This is a genomic window from Streptomyces sp. CB02923, assembly GCF_001905005.1.
GTDB lineage: Bacteria > Actinomycetota > Actinomycetes > Streptomycetales > Streptomycetaceae > Streptomyces.
Window position 1 is genome coordinate 700,869 of sequence record NZ_LWKZ01000012.1, and the last position, 21,855, is coordinate 722,723.

The following is a 21,855-nucleotide window of genomic DNA, read 5'->3' on the forward strand; positions in this document are numbered from 1 at the left end:
AAATCGGAGGCCGAGGCGAGGTCGAGGCGAGGCCGAGGGAGGCAGCGGGAGGGGCGGCGGGAAGGGTGACGGGGCGGGACACGGGGCCGGGGTCCGTGCGTTGCACCGGCTGCCGGAGGGCCGCGCTTGCTTCACTCGGTCCATGGACCTGAACACGGTGCGGGAGGTCCGGGACGCCCGGGAGCAGCCGCGGTGGCGGCCGGGTGACGCCTGGCTCGCCGGTGGCACGTACCTCTTCTCCGAGCCCCAGCCCCGGCTGCGGCGCCTGCTGGACCTGGGCCGGACGGGCTGGGAGCCGGTGCGGCGGCTGCCGGACGGCGCCCTGGAGATCGCGGCGACGTGCACCGTCGCCGAGGTGTCCCGCTGGGGGCAGGGCGACGGGCGGTCCGCGGGACCGCTCTTCGAGCAGTGCTGCCGCGCCTTCCAGTCCTCGTTCAAGATCTGGAACACGGCCACCGTCGGCGGGAACCTGTGCCGCGCGCTGCCCGCAGGCCCGATGATCTCCCTCGCCGCGGCGCTGGACGGCACCTGTCTGCTGCTGGCCCGGGACGGGACCACCCGGCTGCTGCCGGTCCCGGACCTCGTCACCGGGGCCGGGCGCAACGCGCTGGCCGAGGGCGAGCTGCTGCGCTCGGTCACTCTGCCCGCCCGCGCGCTGGATTGCCGTACGGCGTTCCGGCAGACGTCGCTGCACGGGCTCGGCCGCTCGGCCGCGCTGCTGATCGGGACGCTCGACCCGGTGGACGGGGCGTTCACCCTGACGATCACCGCTTCCACCGTACGGCCGGTACGGCTGCGCTTTCCCGGACCGCCGGACGCCTCCGTGCTGCGGGCGGCGATCGGGCGGGCCGTGCCGGACGGCAGCTGGTTCGACGACGTCCACGGGCTGCCGGAGTGGCGGCGGCACATGACGTATCGGATGGGGGAGGAGATCCGGCGGGAGATGGCGCGACAGCCGGGCCCGGTTCCGGTCCTGGCTTCGGCTCCGGTCCTGGGCGCGGCCCCGCAGCCGCTTGCGCCGCCCCCGCTCCCACCCCCGCCCGCACGGCCACATCCCCGTGCCGCCTTCCGCGCCGAGGTCAACGGCACCGCCACCGACGCCGTCCCCCGCCCCGGCCAGTGTCTGCGCACCTACCTGCGCGAGCGCGGCTGGTTCGGCGTCAAGAAGGGGTGCGATGCCGGGGACTGCGGGGCGTGCACGGTGCATGTGGACGGCGAGCCGGTGCACAGCTGCGTGTATCCGGCGGTACGGGCCGAAGGGCGGTCGGTCACCACCGTCGAGGGGCTGGCCGATGCGGAGAGCGGCCAACTCCATCCCGTACAGCGGAGGTTCCTGGAGGCGCAGGGGTTCCAGTGCGGATTCTGCACCGCCGGGTTCGTGATGACCACCGCGGCGCTCGACGACGGGCTGCTCGCCGACCTGCCGCGCGCCTTCAAGGGGAACCTGTGCCGCTGCACCGGCTACCGGGCCGTCGAGGACGCCGTACGGGGGGTCCGGCACACCGAGGACACGGCGGCCGGGCGCACTGTCGGACGCAACGCCCCCGCGCCCGGCGGTACGGATGTGGTCACCGGCACGGCCCGCTTCACCTTCGATCTCGACACCGGCGCCCTGCCGGGCCTGCTGCACATGAAGCTGCTGCGCTCACCGCACGCCCACGCCCGGATCACCGCCGTCGACATCCGCGCCGCGCTGCGGGTGCCGGGCGTGCACACGGTCCTCACCCACCACGACGCTCCCGACCGGCACTTCTCCACCGCCCAGCACGAGCACCCGCGGGACGATCCGTACGACACCCGGCTCCTGGACGACACGGTCCGCCACGTGGGCCAGCGGGTGGCCGCGGTGCTCGCGGACAGCGAGGCGGCGGCGGAGGAGGGCTGCCGCCGCGTCGAGGTGACGTACGAGGTGCTGCCCGCGGTCCGCACCCCGGAGGAGGCGATGCTGCCGGGCGCTCCCGTGGTGCACGACAAAGGGGCGTGGGCCGGGATCGCCAGGCCCGCGGCCAATGTGGCGGGTGAGGTGCACGGGGAGACGGGGGATGCGGAGGCCGGGTTCGCGGCGGCCGACGAGGTGTACGAGGAGACCTTCCGCACGCAGCGGGCCCAGCACGCGAGCCTGGAGACGCACGGCGCGCTCGCCTGCTTCGAGGCGGCGCCGGACGGTGCCGGACCGGCCCGGCGGCTGGTCATCCGTACCAGTACGCAGGTGCCGTTCCTCGTGCGGCGCTCCCTCTGCGCGCTGCTGGACCTGCCCTCCACGGCGGTCCGGGTCGTCGCGGGGCGGGTCGGCGGCGCCTTCGGCGGCAAGCAGGAGATGCTCGTCGAGGACGTCGTGGCGCTGGCGGCCCTGCGGACCGGCCGCCCGGTCAAGCTGGAGTTCACCCGGGCCGAGCAGTTCCACGCCGCCACGATGCGGCACCCGTTCACCGTACGGGTCAGGATCGGCGCGCGCCGGGACGGCACCCTCACCGCGCTCCACCTGCACGTGGTGTCCGACACCGGCGCCTACGGCAACCACGCCCGGTCCGTCCTGCTGCACGGCTGCGGCGACGCCCTGGCCCTCTACCGCTGCCCGAACAAGAAGGCGGACGGGTTCGCCGTCTACACCCACACCGTCCCGGCCGGCGCCTTCCGCGGATACGGGCTCGGGCAGGTCGTCTTCGCGCTGGAGAGCGCGCTCGACGAACTGGCGCGGCGGCTGCGCATCGACCCGCTGGTGCTGCGGGAACGCAACGTGGTGCGGCCCGGCGACGCGCTGGAGACGGTGGTCGGCGGGGAGACCGACCTGCGCATCGGCAGTTACGGGCTGGACGCGTGCCTGGCGGTGGTGCGCGAGGCGGCCGCGTCCGGGGCGCCCGCCGCACCGGACGGCTGGCTGGTCGGCGAGGGCAGCGCGCTGTCGATGATCGCCGCGAACGGGCCCGGCGGACACCTCGCCGACGCCCGGGTCACGCTCGCCGCCGACGGTACGTACGAACTGGCCGTCGGGACGACCGAATCCGGCAGCGGGGCCACCACCGCGCTCCGCCAGATCGCCGCCGGTGAACTCGGCACCACCGGCGCGCGGATCGCCGTACGGCAGGCCGACACCGACGCGGTCGGGCACGACACCGGCGCCTTCGGCTCCGCCGGGACCGTGGTCGTCGGCCGGGCCGTGCTGCGCGCGGCCCGGTCCCTGGCCGGTCTGCTCCGGGACCGGGCCGCCCGCCGCCTGGGCGTCCGCCGCGCGGAGTGCGTGCTGACGGCGGACGCGGTGGTTGCGGGGGAGGGGGCCGTGGGGGAGGGGGCTGTGGGGGAGGGGGCCGCTGAGCGCCGGGTGACGCTGGCGGAGCTGTATGAGGCGGGCTGCGCGGAGGAGGCCGGTGCGGGGGAGGGCGGTGCTGAGGAGGCCGGTGCGGGGGAGGCCGGTGCGGAGGAGGTCGGTGCGGGCGAGGGCGGCGGGCCGCCGGCCGGGTTCGGGCACTTCGCCGGTACGCCGCGCACGGTCGCCTTCAACGCGCACTGGTTCCGCGTCGCGGTCGACCCGGACAGCGGGGAGATCCGCGTCCTGCGCAGCGTGCACGCCGCGGACGCCGGGACCGTGATCAATCCCATGCAGTGCCGGGGGCAGGTCGAGGGCGGGGTGGCCCAGGCGCTGGGGTCGGCGCTCTTCGAGGACGTACGGCTGGACGGGTGTGGCGCGGTGCGCACCGCCGCGTTCCGCGAGTACCGGCTGCCCGCCTTCGCCGACGTACCCCGTACCGAGGTGTATTTCACACCGACGGCCGACGCGATCGGTCCGGTGGGCGCGAAGTCCATGAGCGAGAGCCCCTTCAATCCGGTCGCCCCGGCCCTGGCCAACGCGCTCCGTGCCGCCACCGGGGTGCGCTGCACCGCGCTGCCGCTGGCCCGGGACCGGGTGTGGTGCGCGCTGGCCTGCGAGGGCGTCCGGGGCGGGGCCGTACGGCCGTGAAAAATCGTATGGATAGGACGGCGTTTGCTGGGCAGGGGTGCACGACGGTCCGGCGTGCGGAATAGGTCATGGGATGAACCTGTTGTCGCGGCGGGACCGACAACGGACCGGAACCGGAAGCAGGGAAACAAGCATGAGCACGGTAGAACTCACCAAGGACAACTTCGACGAGATCGTCTCCGGCAACGATTTCGTCCTGATCGACTTCTGGGCCGAGTGGTGCGGCCCGTGCAAGCAGTTCGGTCCGGTTTTCGAACGGTCGTCCGACAAGAATGACGACCTGGTCTACGCGAAGGTCGACACGGAGGCGCAGCCCGAGCTGGCGGCCGCCTTCCAGATCCAGTCGATCCCGACCCTGATGATCGTCCGCGAGAACGTCGCGGTGTTCTCGCAGCCCGGCGCCCTGCCGGAGGAGGCCCTGGAGGACGTCATCGGCCAGGCCCGCAACCTGGACATGGACGAGGTCCGCGCCTCCGTCGAGGAGGCCCAGAAGCAGGAGGCCCAGAAGCAGGAGGGGCAGGCCGCCGGTGAATGAACTGCTCCTGATCCGCCACGGCGAGACGGAGTGGAGCAGATCGGGCCAGCACACCAGCTGGACCGACCTGCCGCTGACCGCCCGCGGTGAGGAGCAGGCCCGCAGCCTGCGAACGGTCCTGGCGGACCGGAAGATCGGCGCCGTGCTCAGCAGCCCGCTGCGGCGGGCCCGCCGCACGGCCGAGCTGGTCGGACTGCCGGAACCGCAGATCGACGCCGATCTGAGCGAGTGGGACTACGGCGGGTACGAGGGCATCTCCACCGACGAGATCCACCGGACCCGCCCCGACTGGTTCCTGTTCACCGACGGCGTGGCCGCCGGCCCCCCGGAGCACCCGGGCGAGTCGCCGGCGCAGGTCGGCGCGCGCGCCGACCGGGTGCTGGGCCGTATCGCCGAGCAGCTGCGCACCGCGGACGGCGACGTGGTGCTGGTCGGCCACGGGCATTTTCAGCGGGTGCTGACGGCCCGTCGGCTGGGCCTGCCCGCGTCGGCGGGCGCGCTGTTCACCTTCGAGACGGGTGCGGTGGGCGTGCTCGGCTCGGAACACGGGCGGCCCGCGGTCGTGGGCTGGAACACCCGGACGCTGTGAGCGGCGGGGCCGGGGTCGGGCCACGGTGACCGTGGCCCGGTCGTACCGGTTCCTCAGGAGGCGGTCGTACCGGCTCCTCAGGAGGCCATCGGATCGAGGTGCAGGGGCTCCACCTTGCCCTCGATCATGGCCCCCAGCCCCAGCACCGCACAGGTGTCCGGCCGGTCCGCGATGTGCACCGGCATGGTCGTGGCCTGCCGGATCATCGACTGGAGACCGGGGATCAGCGCGCTGCCGCCCGCCAGCATGATGCCGCGCTCGCCCAGGTCCGCCACCAGGTCCGGCGGGCAGCGGCGCAGCACCGACCCGATCCCGTCCAGGATGGTCGTCAGCGGTGAGGCGATGGCGCGCTGGACCGGCTCGGTCTCGACCATGACCGAGCGGGCCAGCCCGCTGACCACGTCCCGGCCGTGCACCTCCGTCGGGCCCGCCGCCAGGTCGCCGTTGCCGGAGAGCATCAGGTGCAGCGGCCGTACGGACTGACCCGGCAGCATCAGCTTGTGCTGGAGCCTCAGATGCTGGACGACGGCGTGGTCGATGGCGTTGCCGCCCACCGGGACGGTCTCCGCCGCGACGATCGAACCGAGCGAGAGCACCGCGATCTGCGTCGTGCCCGCCCCGCACACCACGATCATGGTGGCTTCGGGCTGCTCCACCGGCAGGTCGCAGCCGACGGCCGCGGCGACCAGGGTGTCGACCATCTCCACCCGGCGGGCGCCGATCCCGTTCAGCGTCTCCACCGCGGCCCGCTGCGCCAGCGGCTCGCTGCCGTACGGCAGGCAGACCGCGGCCCGCATGGTGGGCCTGCGCCGCCACGCCTTGCGCAGTCTGTCGTCGACCAGGTTGCGCAGCAGCCGCTGGGCCATGTCGATGTCCACGACGGTGCCGCCGGAGACCGGGCGCACGACGCGGATGTGGTCCGGCGTGCGGCCGTCCATCACCTCCGCGCGGTCCCCGACGGCGATCAGCGCGCCGGTGCGGATGTTGACGGCCGCGACGGTCGGCTGGTCCACCAGCAGGCCCTGGTTCTTGACGTACATCCGGGTGCGGGCCGCGCCCAGGTCGACGGCGACCGAGCAACGGAGCAGCTGTGCCAGGCTGGCGGTCATGAAGGGTGCCTCCCTGAGGAGCGTTCGGCAGTACGGGCCGAGTGGCCGCCGGCGGCCACTCGTAAGCCATCGTGTGCCAACGGGTCGTCAGGTGCGCGTTGAGGAGGTCCGGTTGGGGGACGCGGAGTCCGGCGGGTCCGGTGGGTCGGTGAGGGCCGGCGGGGGCGAGGTGCGGTGCGAGGCGTTGAGGAGCCGGGTGCCGAGGTCGCGCAAGTAGGCGACCAGTTCCGGCGGTTCGTGCACCTCGAAGGGGACGCCCAGCAGGCCGAGCCGGTACGCGAGCCAGTCCAGCGCGTCGCCTCCCGTGCGCAGCAGGCAGGAGTCCGGGGTGAGCGGTTCGAGGAGGCCGGTGCCCGCGGGGAGGCGGGCGGCGGCGTCCTCCATAGTGGTGTGCAGGGTGACCAGCGCCCGGTGCCGTGCGCGGTGGCTGGTGATGGACTCGGCGACGAACGCGGCGGCGTCGGGGGTGGGCGGCCGGCGGTCCGGTACGCAGCGGGCGCCGGTGGGCCGCGGACCGCTGATCCGGTCGGCCCGGAACGTACGCCAGTCCGCACGGTCCAGGTCGTACGCGACGAGATACCACCGGTGATCCGCGCTGACCAGGCGGTACGGCTCGGTGTGCCGCCTGCTCGGGGCGCCGTCCGCCGCCGCGTACGCGAAGCGCGCCCGCTCACGGCGGCGGCAGGCGGCGGCGAGGGTGGTCAGCACGGCCGGGTCGGTGGCGGGAGCCTCGCCGCCGCCGGTGAGCAGGCCGTAGAGCGGGACGGTGGCTTCCTGGAGGGCGGTGACCCGGTCCCGCAGCCGGGCGGGCAGCACCTGTTCCAGCTTGGCCAGGGCCCTTAGGGAGGTCTCCGCCACGTCGGCGACCGTGCCGCCCGCCGCGGCGTGCAGCCCCACCGCGATGGCGACGGCCTCCTCGTCGTCCAGGAGCAGCGGCGGCATCGCGGTGCCGGAGGCGAGGCGGTAGCCGCCGACGGCGCCGATGGCCGCGTCCACGGGGTAGCCGAGGCCGCGCAGCCGGTCGATGTCGCGGCGGACCGTACGCGGGCTGACGCCGAGCCGCTCGGCCAGTTCGCCGCCGGTCCGCTCGCGGCCGGTCTGGAGGAGCGTGAGCAGCTTCAGGAGGCGCGCCGGGGTGTCGCTCATGTCTCCAGAGTGCCGGAGAAGGCGGCCATGTTCTGACCTGCTTCGTTCCTAGCGTGGCCGTATGGGAGCACAGAACGCCGATACCACCGTCCCCGGCCGCGGCATCAGCACCGGCCCTGACACCGTCCCTGTCACCGTCACCGACTGCATCACCATCACCGGGGCGCGCGAGCACAACCTCAAGGACGTGGACCTGAAGATCCCCAAGGGGCGGATCACCGTCTTCACCGGGGTGTCCGGCTCGGGCAAGTCCTCGGTGGTCTTCGACACGGTGGCGGTGGAGTCGCAGCGCCAGCTCAACGAGACCTTCACCTGGTACGTACGCAACCAGCTGCCCAAACACGAACGGCCCAAGGCCGACACCATCGAGCGACTCGCCCCGGCGATCGTCGTGGACCAGCGGCCCCTCGGCGGCGGCGCGCGTTCCACCGTCGGCACGCTCACCGACATCTACGCGATCCTGCGGGTGCTCTACTCGCGCTGCGGCACGCCGAGCGCCGGCGAGGCCACCGCGTACTCCTTCAACGACCCCGCGGGAATGTGCCCCGGGTGCGCGGGACTGGGCCGCACCACCCGCATCGACCTGGACCGCTTCCTGGACACCGGCCGTTCCCTCAACGACGGCGCGATCCGCTTCCCGCCGCTCGCCGTCGGCACGGCGGGCTGGCAGATCTACGCGACCTCCGGCCTCTTCGACCCGGACAGGCCCCTGGACCGGTACCCGCCCGAGGAGTGGGACCTCCTCCTGTACGGCAAGGGCTTCACGGTCAAGCGCGGTGAGCGGGCCTACAACAACACGTACGAGGGACTGGTCGAGAACTTCGACCGGCGCTATGTGAAGCGGGACCTGTCGGCGCTCGCCGAGAAGACCAGGGACATGGTGCGCGGCTTCGTACGGGAGGGAACCTGCCCGCAGTGCCAGGGGGCGCGGCTGACCGCTGCGGCGCTGGAATCCCGGATCGCGGGGCGGTCCATCGCCGACATGGCGGCACTGGAGGCCACCGAGCTGAGGGAGGTCCTGCGGGGCATCGGTCCGGACGAGGAGCCGGTGGGCGCGGCCATCGCGGCGCGCGCCGTCACCGCGCTGGACCGGCTCGTCGACATCGGCCTCGGCCACCTCAGCCTCGACCGCCCGGCCGGCACCCTGTCCGGCGGTGAGGGGCAGCGGCTGAAGACGGTACGCCACCTGGGCAGCAGCCTGACGGGCATGACGTACGTCTTCGACGAGCCGAGCACCGGGCTGCACCCCGGCGACATACGCCGGCTCAACGACCTCCTGGTGCGCCTGCGCGACAAGGGCAACACCGTCCTCGTCGTCGAACACGACCGGGACGTCATCGCCATCGCGGACCACGTGGTGGACATGGGGCCCGGGGCCGGGACGCACGGCGGGGAGGTGGTCTTCGCCGGGACGGTGCGCGGACTGGCGGCGGCCGACACGCCCACCGGGCGCGGGCTGCGGCGCGTGACGGGTGTGAAGGAGGACGTCCGCACGCCGGACGGCCGGCTGACCGTACGGGACGTGACGCTGCACAACCTCAAAGGGGTGGACTTCCACGTGCCCACCGGAGTGCTCACGGCCGTCACGGGAGTGGCGGGCTCCGGCAAGAGCACGCTGGTGTCCGAGGCGTTCGTGGGCGCGCACCCGGAGGCGGTCGTGGTCGATCAGTCGGCGATCGGGGTGTCCGCGCGGTCCACACCGGCCACCTACCTCGGGGCGATGGACGCGGTGCGCGCGCTCTTCGCGCGGGCGAACGGCGTGCCGGCGGGGCTGTTCAGCTTCAACGCGGCGGGGGCGTGCGAGGAGTGCCGGGGGCGCGGGGTGATCCACACGGACCTGGCGTACCTGGACCCGGTGGCCACGACCTGCGAGGCGTGCCGGGGGCGGCGCTTCAAGGACGAGGTACTCGCGCTGACCCTGCGCAGCAGGTCCGTCGCGGACGTGCTGGAGATGACGGCGGAGGAGGCGGCCGGATTCTTCGGAGCGGGCGGGTTCTCCGGAGCGGGCGGGTTCTTCGGGGCGGGCGGCCCCGCTGCGGCCGGTGCCGACGAGGCGGCGGGGACCGTACGGAAGCTGACGGCCCTGGTCGAGGTCGGGCTCGGCTACCTGACGCTGGGCCAGCCGGTGTCCTCCCTGTCCGGCGGTGAGCGGCAGCGCCTCAAGCTGGCGACGCGGCTGCACCGTACGGGGAGCGTGTACGTGCTCGACGAGCCGACCACCGGGCTGCACATGGCCGATGTGGAGGGGCTGCTGGCGCTGCTCGACCGGCTGGTGGACGGCGGCAACACCGTCCTGGTGATCGAGCACGACCTCGACGTGGTCAAACGGGCGGACTGGGTGGTCGACCTCGGGCCCGGCGGCGGGCGGCGCGGCGGCGAGATCGTGTTCGCCGGGACGCCCCGCGACCTGCTGGCGGCGCGCGGCTCGGCCACGGCCGCCTGCCTGCGGGCCTCACTCAAGGGTGCGCTGTAGCAGGCCCCAGGTGAACTCCGCGACGGTGTCCCGCGGTTCGCCGTTCGCGTCGGGAGCCGTGAAGGCGAGCCGCCAGCGGGTGGGGGCGGTGCCCTCCATGGGGCGGGCCGGGGCGAAGGCGCGGGCCACCTCGTCGACCGTGCAGGACCAGGGGACCAGGTCGTCGGTGGTCCGCAGCGCGGGGGCGGGGGCGCCCGGCGCCCGCACCAGCCACGCGTTCCACGCGGTGCCCTGCGGGCCGGTGAGGACCTCGAAGCGCAGATCGGGCCAGAGCGGTACGGGCCAGGTCAGCGCCTCGCAGGTCAGGTCGCCGATGCGGCGGGCGGTGACGGACTCGGGGCGGCCGAGCAGCGAGCGGTAGCGCTGCACCGCGCCGCGCGACCGGGGCGAGTGGCTCCACGCCTGCCAGCGGCGGTTGGCCTCGCGCAGGTCGGCGCGCGAGGCGCCGAGGGTGCGCAGCGCGTCCTCGACCAGGCCGGGCTGGTGGTCGGCCATGCGGCGCAGCAGGACGAGCTGGAAGGCGCGGGGGCCGTCGGCAGGCCCGCCGGGGCCGGCGCCGGATTCGCCGGCCGGTCCGTTGTCAGTGGTGGGGTCCATGATGGACATGTTCGCGGACAGCGGGTCCGGGCGGGGGCTAGCCGGGCTCGCCGGGCTCGTCGGGTGGGCGTTCGTCCGGGGGGAGGCGGCGCAGGATGGCTTCGTGTTCGGTCTCGGTGACCTGTTCACCGCAGGAGGGGAGGAGCTGGGGGATGGTGTCGAGAATCGGGTAACGGCGGCGCAGCCGCGGGTTGTAGAGGACGTCGTCCGGGACGAGCAGGGACAGCGGGCCCTTGTCGATCGGGCAGGCGAGGATCTTCAGCAGCGGGTCGTCCGGGCTCACGGCTCAACTCCTTGCGAGGGGGAGGGAGAGGGGGGATTCAGCGCCAGCTCCGTGGGCGGGGCGTCCTGGCGGGGGAGGGCGAGCAGGACGAGCACGGCGACGGCGGTGCCGCCCAGGCGCAGGGCCAGCCGCAGCGGGTCGGAGGGCAGCGGCTCGCCGAACGCGACCGTGCCGCAGGCGACGGTGAAGACGCAGGTCACGGTGGTGCAGACGGGGACGATCAGGGAGGCACGGCAGCGCTGGAGCGCGGTCTGCGACAGCACCAGGCCCACCGCTCCGGTGAACAGCAGCAGATACGGATACGGGGAGGTGAACAGGTCACGGACGGCGCCCGCCGGGTCGTCCGCGTCCAGCAGTCCGGAGACGCCCTTGATGGCGAGCGAGCTGACGCCGTAGACCAGGCCGACGGCCACGCCGTAGGGGACGCCCGAGGCCGGCTGGCGGTGACGGCGCTTGGCGCGCCGCTCGGCGGACCCGTACAGCCACAGCCCCGCGGCCAGCGAGGGCAGCGCGATGGCGAGCAGGGTGCCGGTGGGGGCGGTGCGGGTGACGGTTCCGGCGCCGCTGCCCTGGAGTGACGCGACGACCATGCCGAGCGCGAGCAGGATCGCCAGGATGCTCTGCCGCTCGCGGCCGGTGGTGCGCTCGCCGAGGAAGACGGAGGACAGGAGCAGCAGCAGGACCAGACCGGAGACGAAGATGCCCTGGGCGGCGGCGATGGGAAGGGTGCGGTAGACCGCGAGCTGGGCGGCGAAACCGGCGGCGAGGGCGAGCGAGCCGCCGAGCCACAGCGGGCTGCCCAGCAGGTGGCGGACGAGCCGGGCGGGCCGCCGGGTGCTGAGCGCGGGCAGCGCGGACAGGGCGCGCTTCTCCAGCACGAACCCGGTGCTGTACAGGACGTTGGCGATCAGCGCGGACGCCACGCCCCACCACGGCACTGCCCTACTCCCTTCTCCGGCGGGCATGGACGAGCAGGACGGAGGCCAGCGAAGGCAGCCGGCAGGCGGCGCGGTCCAGGGGCCGCAGCGGACGCGGCACGTCGTGGTACGGCGCCCCCGCGATCCGTACGACCTCGAAGCCGCAGGCCGGCAGGAAGCCGCGCAGCGCGCGGGCGGTGTAGAGGCGCAGATGGCCGACCACCTGGGTGCCGGGCCGGCCGTGGATGCCTCGCATGCTCACCTCCGAGAAGACGGGCTGGACCCCCGCGAGCAGGAGCCCGCGGTTGTACCAGGCGGCGAGATTGGGGGTGGACAGCATCAGGTGACCGCCGGGACGCAGTACCCGGCGCAGTTCGTCGAGGGCCGCGTCGGGGTCGACGAGATGCTCGATGACCTCGCTGAAGAGGACGGCGTCTGCGCTGCCGTCCGCGAACGGGAGCCCACCGCCGCCCAGTTCACCGCGGACGGCGTACGGGACACGGGCCGCGGCGCGGCGCAGCGCGTCCTGTGACCAGTCGACGCCGACGATGCGGTGGCCGCGCAGGACACCGGCCGCGACGGCGGCCGCGCTCCCGTCGCCGCAGCCGACGTCCAGGACGGTGGCGGCCGTCGCGCCGGGGCGTACGGGGCCCAGGGCGCGGGCCAGCATCAGCGCCTGGCGGCGGCTGCGGGCGTCACCGGAGGCGACGGGCACGGCGGGGTTCTCGTAGAACTCCCGCAGCCCGTCGCGCGGTTCGCTCCCCGCACCGCCCCGGGCGGTGGCGGCGGCCTGCCGGGTCACGGCGCGGCTCCTTCCGCCCCGTCCCCGCCGGTCTCCGGCGACCAGGAAGTGGCCGCGAGGGACCGGGCGAAGAGGGCACCCAGGCGGGCGCCCGCCTCGTCGTCCAGAAGCGCGCGCGACCAGCGCAGGGCGAGCTGGACGCGCCCGCCGACGGAGACGGTCGTGACGGTCAGGCCGCGCGGCATACGGGCCGGGGCCGAGAACCACACGGCGGTGGGGCGCCCCGCGTCCCCGAAGTCGAGCGGGTAGGGGATGCGGCCGATGTTGGACAGGAGCGTGGTGGACGCCAGCGGAGCGGCGGCGGTACGCAGTGCCCGCGTGAGGACTCCGCGCACGCCGACGGGGAGTACCGGCGCGGTCAGCAGGGCCGCGCCGACGCCGAGTTGGGAGCCCGGTGCGGCCTTCAGGGACCGGGTGCGGGCCGCGGTGCTCCGCAGCAGCCGGGCGACCGCCGCCGGGTCGGGGGGATCGGCCGTGAGCAGCGCGGCATCCCGTTCCTCCGCCGGGCCGAAGCCGACGGAGACCAGCCGGGTGCCGTTGCCGATGGGCATGTCCGTACCGCGTGGGCGGTCGTCCACCGGCATGGTGACGACGACGGGGGCGCTCCGCTGCCCGTGGACGTGGTTCCAGCGGCCCACCATCAGGCAGGTGGCGACGAGGAGCTGGTCGTTGACGGTGAAGGCGGCGACGCCGCCGGCGCGGGGCGGCCGGGCGGGCACGGGCAGTTCGGCGATGAGCATGCCGTTACCGGTGTTGTTACCGCCGCTGCCGCTGCCGCTGCCGCTGCCGCTGCCGGTCGCGCCGTGCCGCCCGTCGTGGTGCCGTCCGTGGTCGGCGGCGATGCGTACCGGCCGTTCCAGGCGGTGCCCGCCGAGCGGTGGTGTGTCCGGCGGCACCCCGCCCGCGGCGCCCCCGGCGGTCCCCGCGGCGCGTACGGGCGGGGGCGCCGGGGAGTTGTCGGCGCCGCCGTAGAGCTGGGCGGCGGTGGCCAGCACCCGCAGGCAGGCCGGGCCGTCCAGGGCGGTGTGGTTGATGGTGACGAGCAGCACCGTGCCGTCGCCCCCGCCCCGCGGCTCCCCCTCGATGACCTCCAGGCGCACCGGCGGCGAGGCGTCCAGTGGAGGGCAGTCGGCCAGTGCCCGCTCCCGGGCCCGTTCGAGGGCGTCCGGGCCCGGCGGCGGAAAGACCACCGGGTCCACGTCCGGCACGCCGGTCAGCTCCCACGCGTACCGCCGCCGCCACCAGCGGTGCGGGGCCTGGCGCATCAGGATGCGGGGGTGCCGGCACAGCGCCTCCCGGAACGCCGCCCGCAGCCGGCCGCGATCCGGCCTCCCGGGCAGATGCACCTCGATGTGCACGGTCTCCGGTTCGTCGTCCGTGAGGCAGTGCCGGGTGATCTCGTCCACCACCGGGAACGGAATCCGCCGTACGGTCCGGTCCGCCGCACCGGGCGGCCCGTCCCCGGCCGGTTCCTGCCGAGCGGGCTGAAGTGCGGTCATCGGGTGGGTTCCTCCCCGCTGCGGTCCGATGGGGCTGACGGGCCTGGTGCGTCGGATGGTGGCGGCGGGCCTGGGGCGTCCGATGGCGGCGGCGGGCCTGACGGATCCGATGGCGGCGGGCTTGACGGATCCGGCGGGCCTGACGGATCCGACGGGCCGGGCGTGCCTGACGGGCCGGATGGCGACGCATTCCCCGGACCCGTCTCCTGCGGCGGCTCGCCCTCCGGTTCGCCCTCCGGCGCGGCCCGCCGCCGCCGACGCCTCGGCAACGGGGGCGAGGGCGCCCCGGCCCCTTCCGCCCCTGATGCCTCCGACGTCCCTGATGTCTCCGACACCTCTGATGTCTCCGACGCCCCCGACGCCCCCGCCCCAACCACCGCCGTCTCTCCGCCCGGCCCCGGCACCGCCCCCGCATGCGCCCCGCGCCGCGCCCGCGCGCCCGGCACCGTCACCACCGCCGCCGCCAGCGCCAGCAGCGCCAGCGCCTGCGCCGCGGCGCTGAAGGCCCCGGCGTCGGCGGCGGCCGGTTCGCCCGCGCCGAGGGCCGCGGTGATGCCTGCGCCCACCATGGCCAGGAGCGCGACCGGCACGAGCAGCCCCGGCCGGAACCGGGCCGCCAGCACCAGCACCGGCACGATCACCGCGTACGGGCCGGCGGCGAGCGCCACGACCGCCGTGAGCGCGACGGCGCCCAGCACCCAGGAGGGCGCGGGCGGCGCCTGCGGCTCCGGTGGCGTGCGTGGCGTACGGCGTACCAGGGCGGAGCCGATGAGCACGGCGATGCCGAGTGCGCCGCCGAGCATCCCGATGTCGTACGTCGTGGACGGCTCGTACGACAGCTTCACCAGCCCGCCCCTGCCCGCGGGGACCAGGAACCCCTGCTGCCAGCCGTCGAGCCGTACCGGTGACAGTTCGCGCCCGTCGAGCGTCGCGTGCCAGCCGGCGTTGGCGTTCTCGTACATCTGGAGATAGGCGGCGGCGCCCGTGCCCACCTGCACCCACCGCTGGTCGCCCGCCCAGTCCCGGGCCGTCACCGTCCGCAGCTCGGTGGTGGGAGCGGGGGCGCTGCCACGGCTGAGGGTGATGTCCGTGAGGGCCAGCGGCCCCTGGTCGCCGGCCTCCACCCGGTGCTGTCCGGAGGGGAGTTGCAGGCGCCCGTCGCGCGCTTCGCCCGCGCACAGTTCGACCCTGACGGGCCGCCGTTCGGTCAGGTCGCGGACGTATCCGGAGGCCTGGGTGGCGTGCAGGGTGCCGTCCACGGCCAGCGGCGGGCCCTCGCCGCACGCGAGCGTGAACCGGTCGGCGGCCGAGGGCGGCGGGGTGCGCAGCGCGTCCAGCGCCGGGATGTAGACCTCGCTCAGGCCGACGGGCAGTTGCAGTGCCTGGTCGGCGACCGGGTTGTGGACGGTGAGTTCCTTGACCTTGCTGATGGTGATGTCGAGGCGGTCGGTGGTGATGGGGTCGAAGCGGGCCTGGCCGTTCTCGTCGACGCCCGCGGTCGCGGCCCCGTCGGGGGAGTTGACCAGGATCTGTTCGGGCCGGGTGGAGATGCCGCCCGCGGCGGCCAGCACGATCTGGCCGATGGCGCGCTTTCCGGGCCAGCGCAGGTGCAGGGTCGGCCGGTCGCCCGCGATCCAGGCGGTGGTCAGGTCCCCGTCGACGAGGTTGCGGGGGCTGAGCGAGCGGCCGGAGCCGAAGCTGGTGGAGTCGGCGGTGGCGGTGATCCGTGCTTTCTGGCGGGGTGCCGAGCGGTCCAGCAGCCGGTCGAGTTCGGGTCCCGGTACGGCCAGGGCCCGCGCCGCGACCTCGTACGACGAGTCGTTGTTGGTACGGAACTGGCGGTGCAGCCCCACCTCGGCGGAGACCGGCGAGAGGCCGCCGGGGTCGCTGCCGCGGTGCAGGGAGTACGTGGCGGCCGGTGCCGTCGACTTCTCGGCGTCCGACGGGAGTTGCAGCAGCCGGGTGACCTGCACGCCCGGTACCGACACCTCGGAGAAGCCCGCGCCGGACAGCCCGGCGCGCGGCGTCTGCGACCCGGTGATGGTGATCTTCAGCCATTTCGCGACCCCTGCCGGTGCCCTGACCTGCTGCTTCGCCCCGTTGGTCAGCAGCTGGCCGTCCACCCCGCCCCGGTCGGTCTCGACGCGTACGGACGTCGGCGCCGCGCGCATCCCGTCACCGGGCAGCGGTGTCAGCGCGATCGTGGTCGGCACGAACGTGGGCCGGGTGAAGCTGATCCGCAGCCACTGGCCGACCGGTTCGCCCGCGCTGCCCTCGGCCCAGCCGGTGCCCGGATCGCCGTCGAAGGCGTGCACCGGGTCGTACTGCGGCAGGTGGAAGAGCCAGTTGCCGCTGCTGGAGGCGGTGACGGAGGAGGCGCCGCGCAGCACCCCGGTGGTCTGGTGGGCGATGCCCTCGGCGGGCAGGATCTGCCGCGGCGGGCGCCCGGCGTCCTGGACGCTGTCCGGGTGATTGTGCTCGCCGGGCGTGTACGTATAGGACGTGTTGGAGTTGACCAGTCCGAACCGGGTGTCGGCACGGCGCAGCCCGTCGCCGGTCAGCTGGAGCGGCGGGGTGCCGACGCCCGGGTGGTTGTCGCCGGTCAGCACGGCCGGGCGGTGGCGCAGCGTGGGGTCGGCGGACAGCGGGAGCAGCGCCTCCGGCCCCCCGCTGACCTGGGCCGTGTCCGCGACCGGCCGGGCGGTGACCGGTCCCGGCCGCGGGGTGCCCACCGGTTCGTAGATCTCCACCGACCGCTGGCGCGGGTACAGGCCCTGGATCTGCACGGGGGTGTCGGGGGCGATCTTCCCGTCCGTGGTCGGCGGACCGAACGCGGCGGCCTTGCGGTAGCCGGACGCCTCCAGGGTGCGTTTGACGGTCTGCGTCGGTACGTACCCGATCTGGTCCGGGTCGAGGTCGTTGCGGACGACGACGTCGTACAGGCCCGCCCGGCCCAGGTAGTCGCGCAGTCCCGGCACCTCGGAGCCGGACATCAGCGCCTGTTCGACGGCGTCCAGGGCGCGCCGTACACCCGGCGTCCCGAACGGCACGAAGTCGCGCTGCGCCCACCGGGAACGGGCGAGCACGTCCAGGGGCTCGTCGATGGGGGAGCCCCAGGTGTAGATGCCGTGCGCGGTGGCGGGGACGACGAGGGCGCGGTTGTCGGGGGTGTTCTGCTTCAGCCAGTCGGCGGTCCGCTCCCAGGCGGAGGGCAGCTTCTTGAAGGCGCCGGGCTGGAGGACGGTGCCGTTCAGGTACGGCAGGGCCAGCGCGGGGACCGTCAGCAGCGCGACGATCAGCGGGACGTGGCGGCGTCCGGCGACGCGCCGGGTGCCGCGCCGCTCGCCTGCCACCCCGACGAGGTGCGCCAGGCCGAACGCGAGGGCCAGCGCCAGACCCGGTTGGAACTTGTAGATGTTGCGGAACGGCCGCAGCCAGCCGTTCAGCCAGTCCTGCCACAGCCCGTGGAACGGGCCGCCCAGCGAACCGGCGTACCCGGTGAGGCAGATACCGGCCACGACCAGCACGGTCAGCAGCAGCCAGCGCCGCTCCGGCACGTCCCGGCGGGCCAGCCCGGCCAGGCCCAGAGCGGCGGCCAGCGCCGAGCCGAGGATGGCGGCGGCGCCCGCGGCCATGGTCCAGCCCGCCGGCAGCCAGGGTTCGCCGAAGTTGAGGTAGCCGGTCCAGTTCCCGGCGCCGCGCAGCAGCTCGGTCGCCGACATGGTGCCGGTCGTGGTCCCGGCCTGCTCGATGTACGGCATGAAGTTCTCGCCGTACACCCCGAGCAGCAGCAGCGGCACCGCCCACCACGCGGTCGCCAGGACGACACCCGGGAGCCACCACACCAGCAGCGATGTGCGCCGGGAGCCCGTACGCGTCAGCACGTACAGGAGGACGGGCAGCAGCGACGCCAGTGTCGAGGCCGCGTTGACGCCGCCCATGAAGGGGATGAGCAGCGCGGAGCGCGTGGCGGCGAGGCGCGGTGTGACGCGGTGGCCGGTGAGCGGCAGCAGGACCCAGGGGAGCAGCGCGCCCGGCAGGGCGGCGGCCGACGTGGAGCCGACGACCATGGTGAACGTCGGCCACAGCGCGTACGCGGTGGCGGCGAGCAGCCGGGCCGGCGGGGAGCCGACGCGCAGCCGTTCGGCCAGCCGCAGCGCGCCCCAGAAGGCGGCGGTGACGATCAGCGACATCCACAGCCGCTCGGCGAGCCACACCGGGAGGTGCGCGAGGTCCGTCAGGGCGTAGTACGGCAGGGACGGGAACGCGTAGCCGACGTACTGGTCCGTGATGCCGCCGAACCCCGCCCGGTCGTGCCACAGCTGTCCCAGGTCGCCCAGGAACCGCCAGGGGTCGGTGGTCACGCCCAGCTTCGTCTCGAAGGTCATCTTCCCGGAGGACGGCACGAGGAAGAGCACGAAGGCGACGGCCCAGAACGCCACGAGCCAGCGCCGGGACCGTGGCGGTCCGGGCGGCGGCGCGCCCGGCGCGGACGCCGGGGTGCCACCGGCGTCCGGCGATCCCGGTGAGCTGGACACGAGTGTCTGGGTCATGGCAACCGCCGCAGGATGAGGAGGAGGTTCCAGGTGGCTACTTCGCGTACGCCCGGCAGGCGCGGGATCGTTTCGGCGAGGAACGGCGCGTACCGGGACCTGGCCGTCACGATCCGTACGTCGTCCCGGGCCCTGACCTGGCGCAGCGTCCGGCCGACGTGCAGCGCGAAGAGGTTCTCGCCCAGGGTGTGCTTGGCGGGCCGGCCGGTGCGCCGCCGGTAGCGCTCGCGGGCCCGCCGGGCGCCCAGGTAGTGCCAGGGCGCCGTCTCGTGACCGCCCCACGGGGAGAGCCAGTTGGTGAACGACAGATAGATCAGGCCGCCGGGCCGGGTGACCCGCGCCAGCTCGCTGAGGAAGGTCTGCGGGTCCGCGACGTGCTCCAGGACGTTGGAGGAGAAGCAGACGTCGGCGGCGCCGTCGGCCAGCGGGAGGAGGTAGCCGTCGGCGAGCACCGCGCCGCGCGGCGGGCGGCCGCGGGCGGTCAGTTCGCGCAGGTCGGGCTCGAAGAGGTAGCCGTGCGCGCCGCGGCGCCGGAACTCCTCGGTGAAGTGCCCGCTGCCGCCGCCGATGTCCGCGACGACGCGGCCGGACAGCGGCTCGTACCGTTCGATCTGGTCGGCGGCGTCCCGCGCGAGCAGGCCGTAACAGTGCTCGGGGTCGTGCTGCTCGCGCAGGAAGGCGCGGAAGAGGGTGAGAGATCTGCGCAGGGAAGGGTCCCGCACCTCCGCATCACCGCCCGGCGGGGAGGTCGAGGTGCGCCTCGGCGTACGACTCGGCCGCCACGGCCCGGAAGCTGCGGACCGTGGCGCTCCACCGGAACCGCGCGGCCCGCTGCCCGGCGGCGGCACCCAGGGCCCGGCGGCGCGGACGGCTGAGCGCCAGGGTGCACCAGTGCGCGGCGAAGGAACTCTCGCCGCGCGCCAGCAGTCCGGTCACCCCGTCCTCGACCGAGTCGCGCAGCCCGGGGATGTCGAATCCGACGGCCGGGGTGTGCCGGGCGGCGGCCTCCATGACGACCAGCCCCCAGCCCTCGACCAGCGACGGATGCAGCAGCAGCCAGGCGCGGCAGAGGAGTTCGTGCTTGTCCTGCTCGCTGATCCGGCCGGTGAAGTGCACGCCGGGACCGGCCATGGCCGCCAGGCGGCCCCGCTCGGGGCCGTCGCCGACGATCACCAGCCGGCCGCCGGTGACCGGCCGGACCCGCTCCCACAGGCGCAGCAGCAGATCGACGCGCTTGTACTCGACCAGCCGTCCCATGGCCAGGAACAGCGGCTCCGGCGACTCGGGGAGCAGCGGCCCCGGCTCCTCCACGCCGTTGTGCACCAGCCGGATGCGCTCCCGCTCCACACCGAGCCCGCGCAGCGCGGCGGCCGTCGACCCCGACACGGCGACCATGAGGTTGCCGCGGTGGGTGCCCGCCAGCGCCCAGTGCTCCAGCCGGCGGCCGAGCCGGGCGGCGGGTGCCGGGTAGCGCATCCCCCACAGGTCCGTGTGGACGTGGTTGACCAGGCACAGCGTCGGTCCGCTGTGCCACAGGGGGGACAGGTACGGCATCCCGTTGCACACCTCGACCAGCAGGTCGCACGCGCCGACCCGGCGGCTGAACTGCCGCCGTACGCGCAGGTAGTGCCCGGCGTCGCCGCCCGCGGAGACCACCCGGTAGCCGCGGTCGGCGGCGGGACCGCCGCACAGCAGGGTGACCTCGTGGCCGTGCGCGGTCAGGCCCTCGGCGATGCGGTCGACGAGCAGCTCGGAGCCGCCCGCGGCGGGGTTGCCCAGGTCGCGGCGGGCGAGGAAGACGATGCGGCGGGGGAGCGGGGGCGCGGGTGCGGGGGTGTGCCGGGCGGGTGGTGCGGGGGGTGCGGACGCTGTGGAGCGTGCGGGTGGTGCGGGGTGAGCGGGTGGTACGGAGCGTGCGGGCGGTGCCGGGTGTGCGGGTGGTGCCGGGTGTGCGGGTGGTACGGAGCGTGCCGGGTGTGCGGGCGGTTCGGCGGACAAGGGCGGTCGTACGTGCTGGGGCATGTGCGCTCCAACTCGTCTCAGGGTGCGGTACCAGTGGTGTGGGGGGACGTACTGCGTACTGAGCCGTGCGGACCTGCCGGCCTGGGGCTGCGGACGGGGCGGGGCGGGGGTCGAGGTGCGGGGACGCGGGTGGGTGAGCTGGATAGTTTTCGCCGCCCTGTTCGATGCGGCTACTCACCGGCGTGACAATTTCCGCCCCGGTTCCGCCTGACGCCTCATCACTTCGCGCAGGATCAGCTGAACCGCCGCCTCCCCCGTATCACCAGCACCACCCCGAAGAGCGTCAATCCGCCGCCCGCCACGGCCGCCGCGAGCGGAGCCGTCTCGCCGACCGTCTTGAGCTTGCTGCTGTCCGCGTCCGCCAGCGCCACCTGTCTGCGCTGCGTCGCGGGCGTGAACTCGATCCCCGTCCCGCGGAGCAGGGTCACCGCGTCGGCCCGTGCGCCGGGCGCCCGCAGCGTCTTGTGCGGCGAGATCGACGCGTTGATGATCCGGCCGGTACGCGCGTCGACGACCAGCTCGATGCCGCTGTTCGCGTACCACTCCTCGGCCTGGACCTGGCCCTGCGCCGGCCGGCCGACCAGCCGCCCCGGCACCTGGCGGCTGCCCGTCCTGGTGGGCTCGACGGTTCCCGTGAAGCGATACCCCTCGTACCCCTGTACGTGCTTGGTGCCGGCGAAGCGGAGCGGGACCGCGGCGCCCAGGGTGTTGTCCCACCAGCGGTAGGTCCGGGGCTGCACGTCGAAGGGGAACTTGAGGTACGCGTCCCCTTCGAAGCGCGTCGGCGCCTCCTCGCAGCAGTGCACCGGGGCGTTGGTGCGCCGGTCGGTGACCCACCGCTCCAGCGTCCACTGGAACGCCTTGCGCGGATCCCTCAGCTCCAGCGTCACCGGGGTGTCGACGGTCGTGGACACGTCCCACACGGCCCGCCCGCTGCGCTCGCTCTCCGCCACGTCCCCCAGCACGTGCCGGGTGATGGTGATCTTCTGCTTGTTCCTGGTGCGCAGCGTCTCCGTGTCGAAGTAGCTGCCGGTGCCGGAGAAGACGGTGGTCACGTCGACGTCCACCGGGGTGCGCTGGGCGCGCGGCGAGACGTACCAGACGAGCATCGGGGCGAGTGCCAGGAGGAAGACGCCGAGTCCCAGCAGGACCAGGGAAAAGGGTGTGGCGGTCTTACGCATACGGGCACTCCTGAAGGCGGCGGGGGCAGTGCACGTGCGGCGTGGCGGTGGTCCGGGTGAACGGGCGGGAACCGTAGGCGAATGCTTGACATGCCGTCAATGCCCCCACACACTCGGCAGGCACCGCGGCCGCCGCGGCCCGGCACCCCGCCGGCGCGGTACGGCACCGCGGCCGCCGATGTGCGGTCGCGCGT

At 74.4% G+C, this 21,855-nt stretch carries 15 protein-coding genes and 1 pseudogene; 5 read left to right on the forward strand and 11 right to left on the reverse strand.

Going from position 1 to position 21,855, the window contains the following annotated elements; all coding sequences use genetic code 11:
- Nucleotides 1-142 precede the first annotated feature (142 nt).
- The 4 genes and pseudogenes from A6A06_RS41670 to A6A06_RS14610 form a co-directional block, all read left to right on the forward strand.
- Nucleotides 143-946 (forward strand): annotated as a pseudogene (locus tag A6A06_RS41670) (FAD binding domain-containing protein); the annotation flags it as partial.
- Nucleotides 947-991: 45 nt separating this feature from the next.
- Nucleotides 992-3,955, forward strand: coding sequence for a molybdopterin-dependent oxidoreductase (locus A6A06_RS14600; RefSeq protein WP_443333751.1), 2,964 nt, complete (start codon nt 992-994; stop codon nt 3,953-3,955).
- Nucleotides 3,956-4,088: 133 nt separating this feature from the next.
- Nucleotides 4,089-4,490 (forward strand): thioredoxin, encoded by a 402-nt coding sequence (gene trxA / locus A6A06_RS14605; RefSeq protein WP_073761622.1) that lies wholly within the window; start codon nt 4,089-4,091, stop codon nt 4,488-4,490.
- Nucleotides 4,483-5,079, forward strand: coding sequence for a histidine phosphatase family protein (locus A6A06_RS14610; protein WP_073761623.1), 597 nt, complete (start codon nt 4,483-4,485; stop codon nt 5,077-5,079). Before trxA ends, A6A06_RS14610 begins: the two co-directional genes overlap by 8 nt.
- A gap of 77 nt (nt 5,080-5,156) precedes the next feature.
- Here the strand turns inward: A6A06_RS14610 and A6A06_RS14615 are convergent, their stop codons facing one another.
- Together A6A06_RS14615 and A6A06_RS14620 are read right to left on the reverse strand one after the other, a co-directional pair.
- Nucleotides 5,157-6,188, reverse strand: a complete 1,032-nt coding sequence (locus tag A6A06_RS14615; protein ID WP_073761624.1) for a rod shape-determining protein — start codon at nt 6,186-6,188, stop codon at nt 5,157-5,159.
- An 87-nt stretch (nt 6,189-6,275) separates the two neighbouring features.
- On the reverse strand, nt 6,276-7,334 hold the full coding sequence (locus A6A06_RS14620) for a helix-turn-helix transcriptional regulator (RefSeq protein ID WP_073761625.1): 1,059 nt from the start codon (nt 7,332-7,334) through the stop codon (nt 6,276-6,278).
- A 61-nt stretch (nt 7,335-7,395) separates the two neighbouring features.
- Here A6A06_RS14620 and A6A06_RS14625 point away from each other — a divergent pair, with 61 nt between their 5' ends.
- Complete coding sequence (locus A6A06_RS14625) at nt 7,396-9,807, forward strand: ATP-binding cassette domain-containing protein (RefSeq protein ID WP_199930868.1); 2,412 nt, start codon at nt 7,396-7,398, stop codon at nt 9,805-9,807.
- On the opposite strand, the gene A6A06_RS14630 is transcribed toward A6A06_RS14625, so the two are convergent.
- From A6A06_RS14630 to A6A06_RS14670, 9 genes are all read right to left on the reverse strand, one after another.
- Nucleotides 9,787-10,404: a hypothetical protein gene (locus tag A6A06_RS14630; RefSeq protein WP_073762157.1), complete on the reverse strand. Its 618-nt coding sequence runs from the start codon at nt 10,402-10,404 to the stop codon at nt 9,787-9,789. The genes A6A06_RS14625 and A6A06_RS14630 overlap by 21 nt on opposite strands.
- A gap of 37 nt (nt 10,405-10,441) precedes the next feature.
- Nucleotides 10,442-10,687: a Trm112 family protein gene (locus A6A06_RS14635; protein WP_073761626.1), complete on the reverse strand. Its 246-nt coding sequence runs from the start codon at nt 10,685-10,687 to the stop codon at nt 10,442-10,444.
- The gene (locus A6A06_RS14640) at nt 10,684-11,625 is read right to left on the reverse strand and encodes a hypothetical protein (RefSeq protein WP_242440732.1); all 942 of its coding nucleotides are present in this window, start codon (nt 11,623-11,625) and stop codon (nt 10,684-10,686) included. The genes A6A06_RS14635 and A6A06_RS14640 overlap by 4 nt, the downstream gene beginning before the upstream one ends.
- A gap of 4 nt (nt 11,626-11,629) precedes the next feature.
- Nucleotides 11,630-12,406: a class I SAM-dependent methyltransferase gene (locus A6A06_RS14645; protein WP_073761627.1), complete on the reverse strand. Its 777-nt coding sequence runs from the start codon at nt 12,404-12,406 to the stop codon at nt 11,630-11,632.
- Entirely contained in the window at nt 12,403-13,905 is a 1,503-nt protein-coding gene (locus tag A6A06_RS14650) for a condensation protein (protein WP_073761628.1), read from the reverse strand. Before A6A06_RS14650 ends, A6A06_RS14645 begins: the two co-directional genes overlap by 4 nt.
- Nucleotides 13,902-18,458, reverse strand: coding sequence for an alpha-(1->3)-arabinofuranosyltransferase domain-containing protein (locus A6A06_RS14655; RefSeq protein WP_073761629.1), 4,557 nt, complete (start codon nt 18,456-18,458; stop codon nt 13,902-13,904). Before A6A06_RS14655 ends, A6A06_RS14650 begins: the two co-directional genes overlap by 4 nt.
- Nucleotides 18,455-19,180 (reverse strand): class I SAM-dependent methyltransferase, encoded by a 726-nt coding sequence (locus A6A06_RS14660; protein WP_073761630.1) that lies wholly within the window; start codon nt 19,178-19,180, stop codon nt 18,455-18,457. The genes A6A06_RS14655 and A6A06_RS14660 overlap by 4 nt, the downstream gene beginning before the upstream one ends.
- A 7-nt stretch (nt 19,181-19,187) precedes the next feature.
- Nucleotides 19,188-20,480 (reverse strand): glycosyltransferase family 4 protein, encoded by a 1,293-nt coding sequence (locus A6A06_RS14665; protein ID WP_073761631.1) that lies wholly within the window; start codon nt 20,478-20,480, stop codon nt 19,188-19,190.
- Nucleotides 20,481-20,713: 233 nt separating this feature from the next.
- Nucleotides 20,714-21,661: a DUF3068 domain-containing protein gene (locus A6A06_RS14670; RefSeq protein WP_073761632.1), complete on the reverse strand. Its 948-nt coding sequence runs from the start codon at nt 21,659-21,661 to the stop codon at nt 20,714-20,716.
- Nucleotides 21,662-21,855: the final 194 nt, after the last annotated feature.

Bases quoted from the DNA above. Each gene is read 5' to 3' on its own strand.
- trxA (WP_073761622.1), top strand. From the start codon at position 4,089: ATGAGCACGGTAGAACTCACCAAGGACAACTTCGACGAGATCGTCTCC.
- A6A06_RS14615 (WP_073761624.1), bottom strand. From the start codon at position 6,188: ATGACCGCCAGCCTGGCACAGCTGCTCCGTTGCTCGGTCGCCGTCGAC.
- A6A06_RS14620 (WP_073761625.1), bottom strand. From the start codon at position 7,334: ATGAGCGACACCCCGGCGCGCCTCCTGAAGCTGCTCACGCTCCTCCAG.
- A6A06_RS14625 (WP_199930868.1), top strand. From the start codon at position 7,396: ATGGGAGCACAGAACGCCGATACCACCGTCCCCGGCCGCGGCATCAGC.
- A6A06_RS14630 (WP_073762157.1), bottom strand. From the start codon at position 10,404: ATGGACCCCACCACTGACAACGGACCGGCCGGCGAATCCGGCGCCGGC.
- A6A06_RS14650 (WP_073761628.1), bottom strand. From the start codon at position 13,905: ATGACCGCACTTCAGCCCGCTCGGCAGGAACCGGCCGGGGACGGGCCG.
- A6A06_RS14655 (WP_073761629.1), bottom strand. From the start codon at position 18,458: ATGACCCAGACACTCGTGTCCAGCTCACCGGGATCGCCGGACGCCGGT.
- A6A06_RS14665 (WP_073761631.1), bottom strand. From the start codon at position 20,480: ATGCCCCAGCACGTACGACCGCCCTTGTCCGCCGAACCGCCCGCACAC.
- A6A06_RS14670 (WP_073761632.1), bottom strand. From the start codon at position 21,661: ATGCGTAAGACCGCCACACCCTTTTCCCTGGTCCTGCTGGGACTCGGC.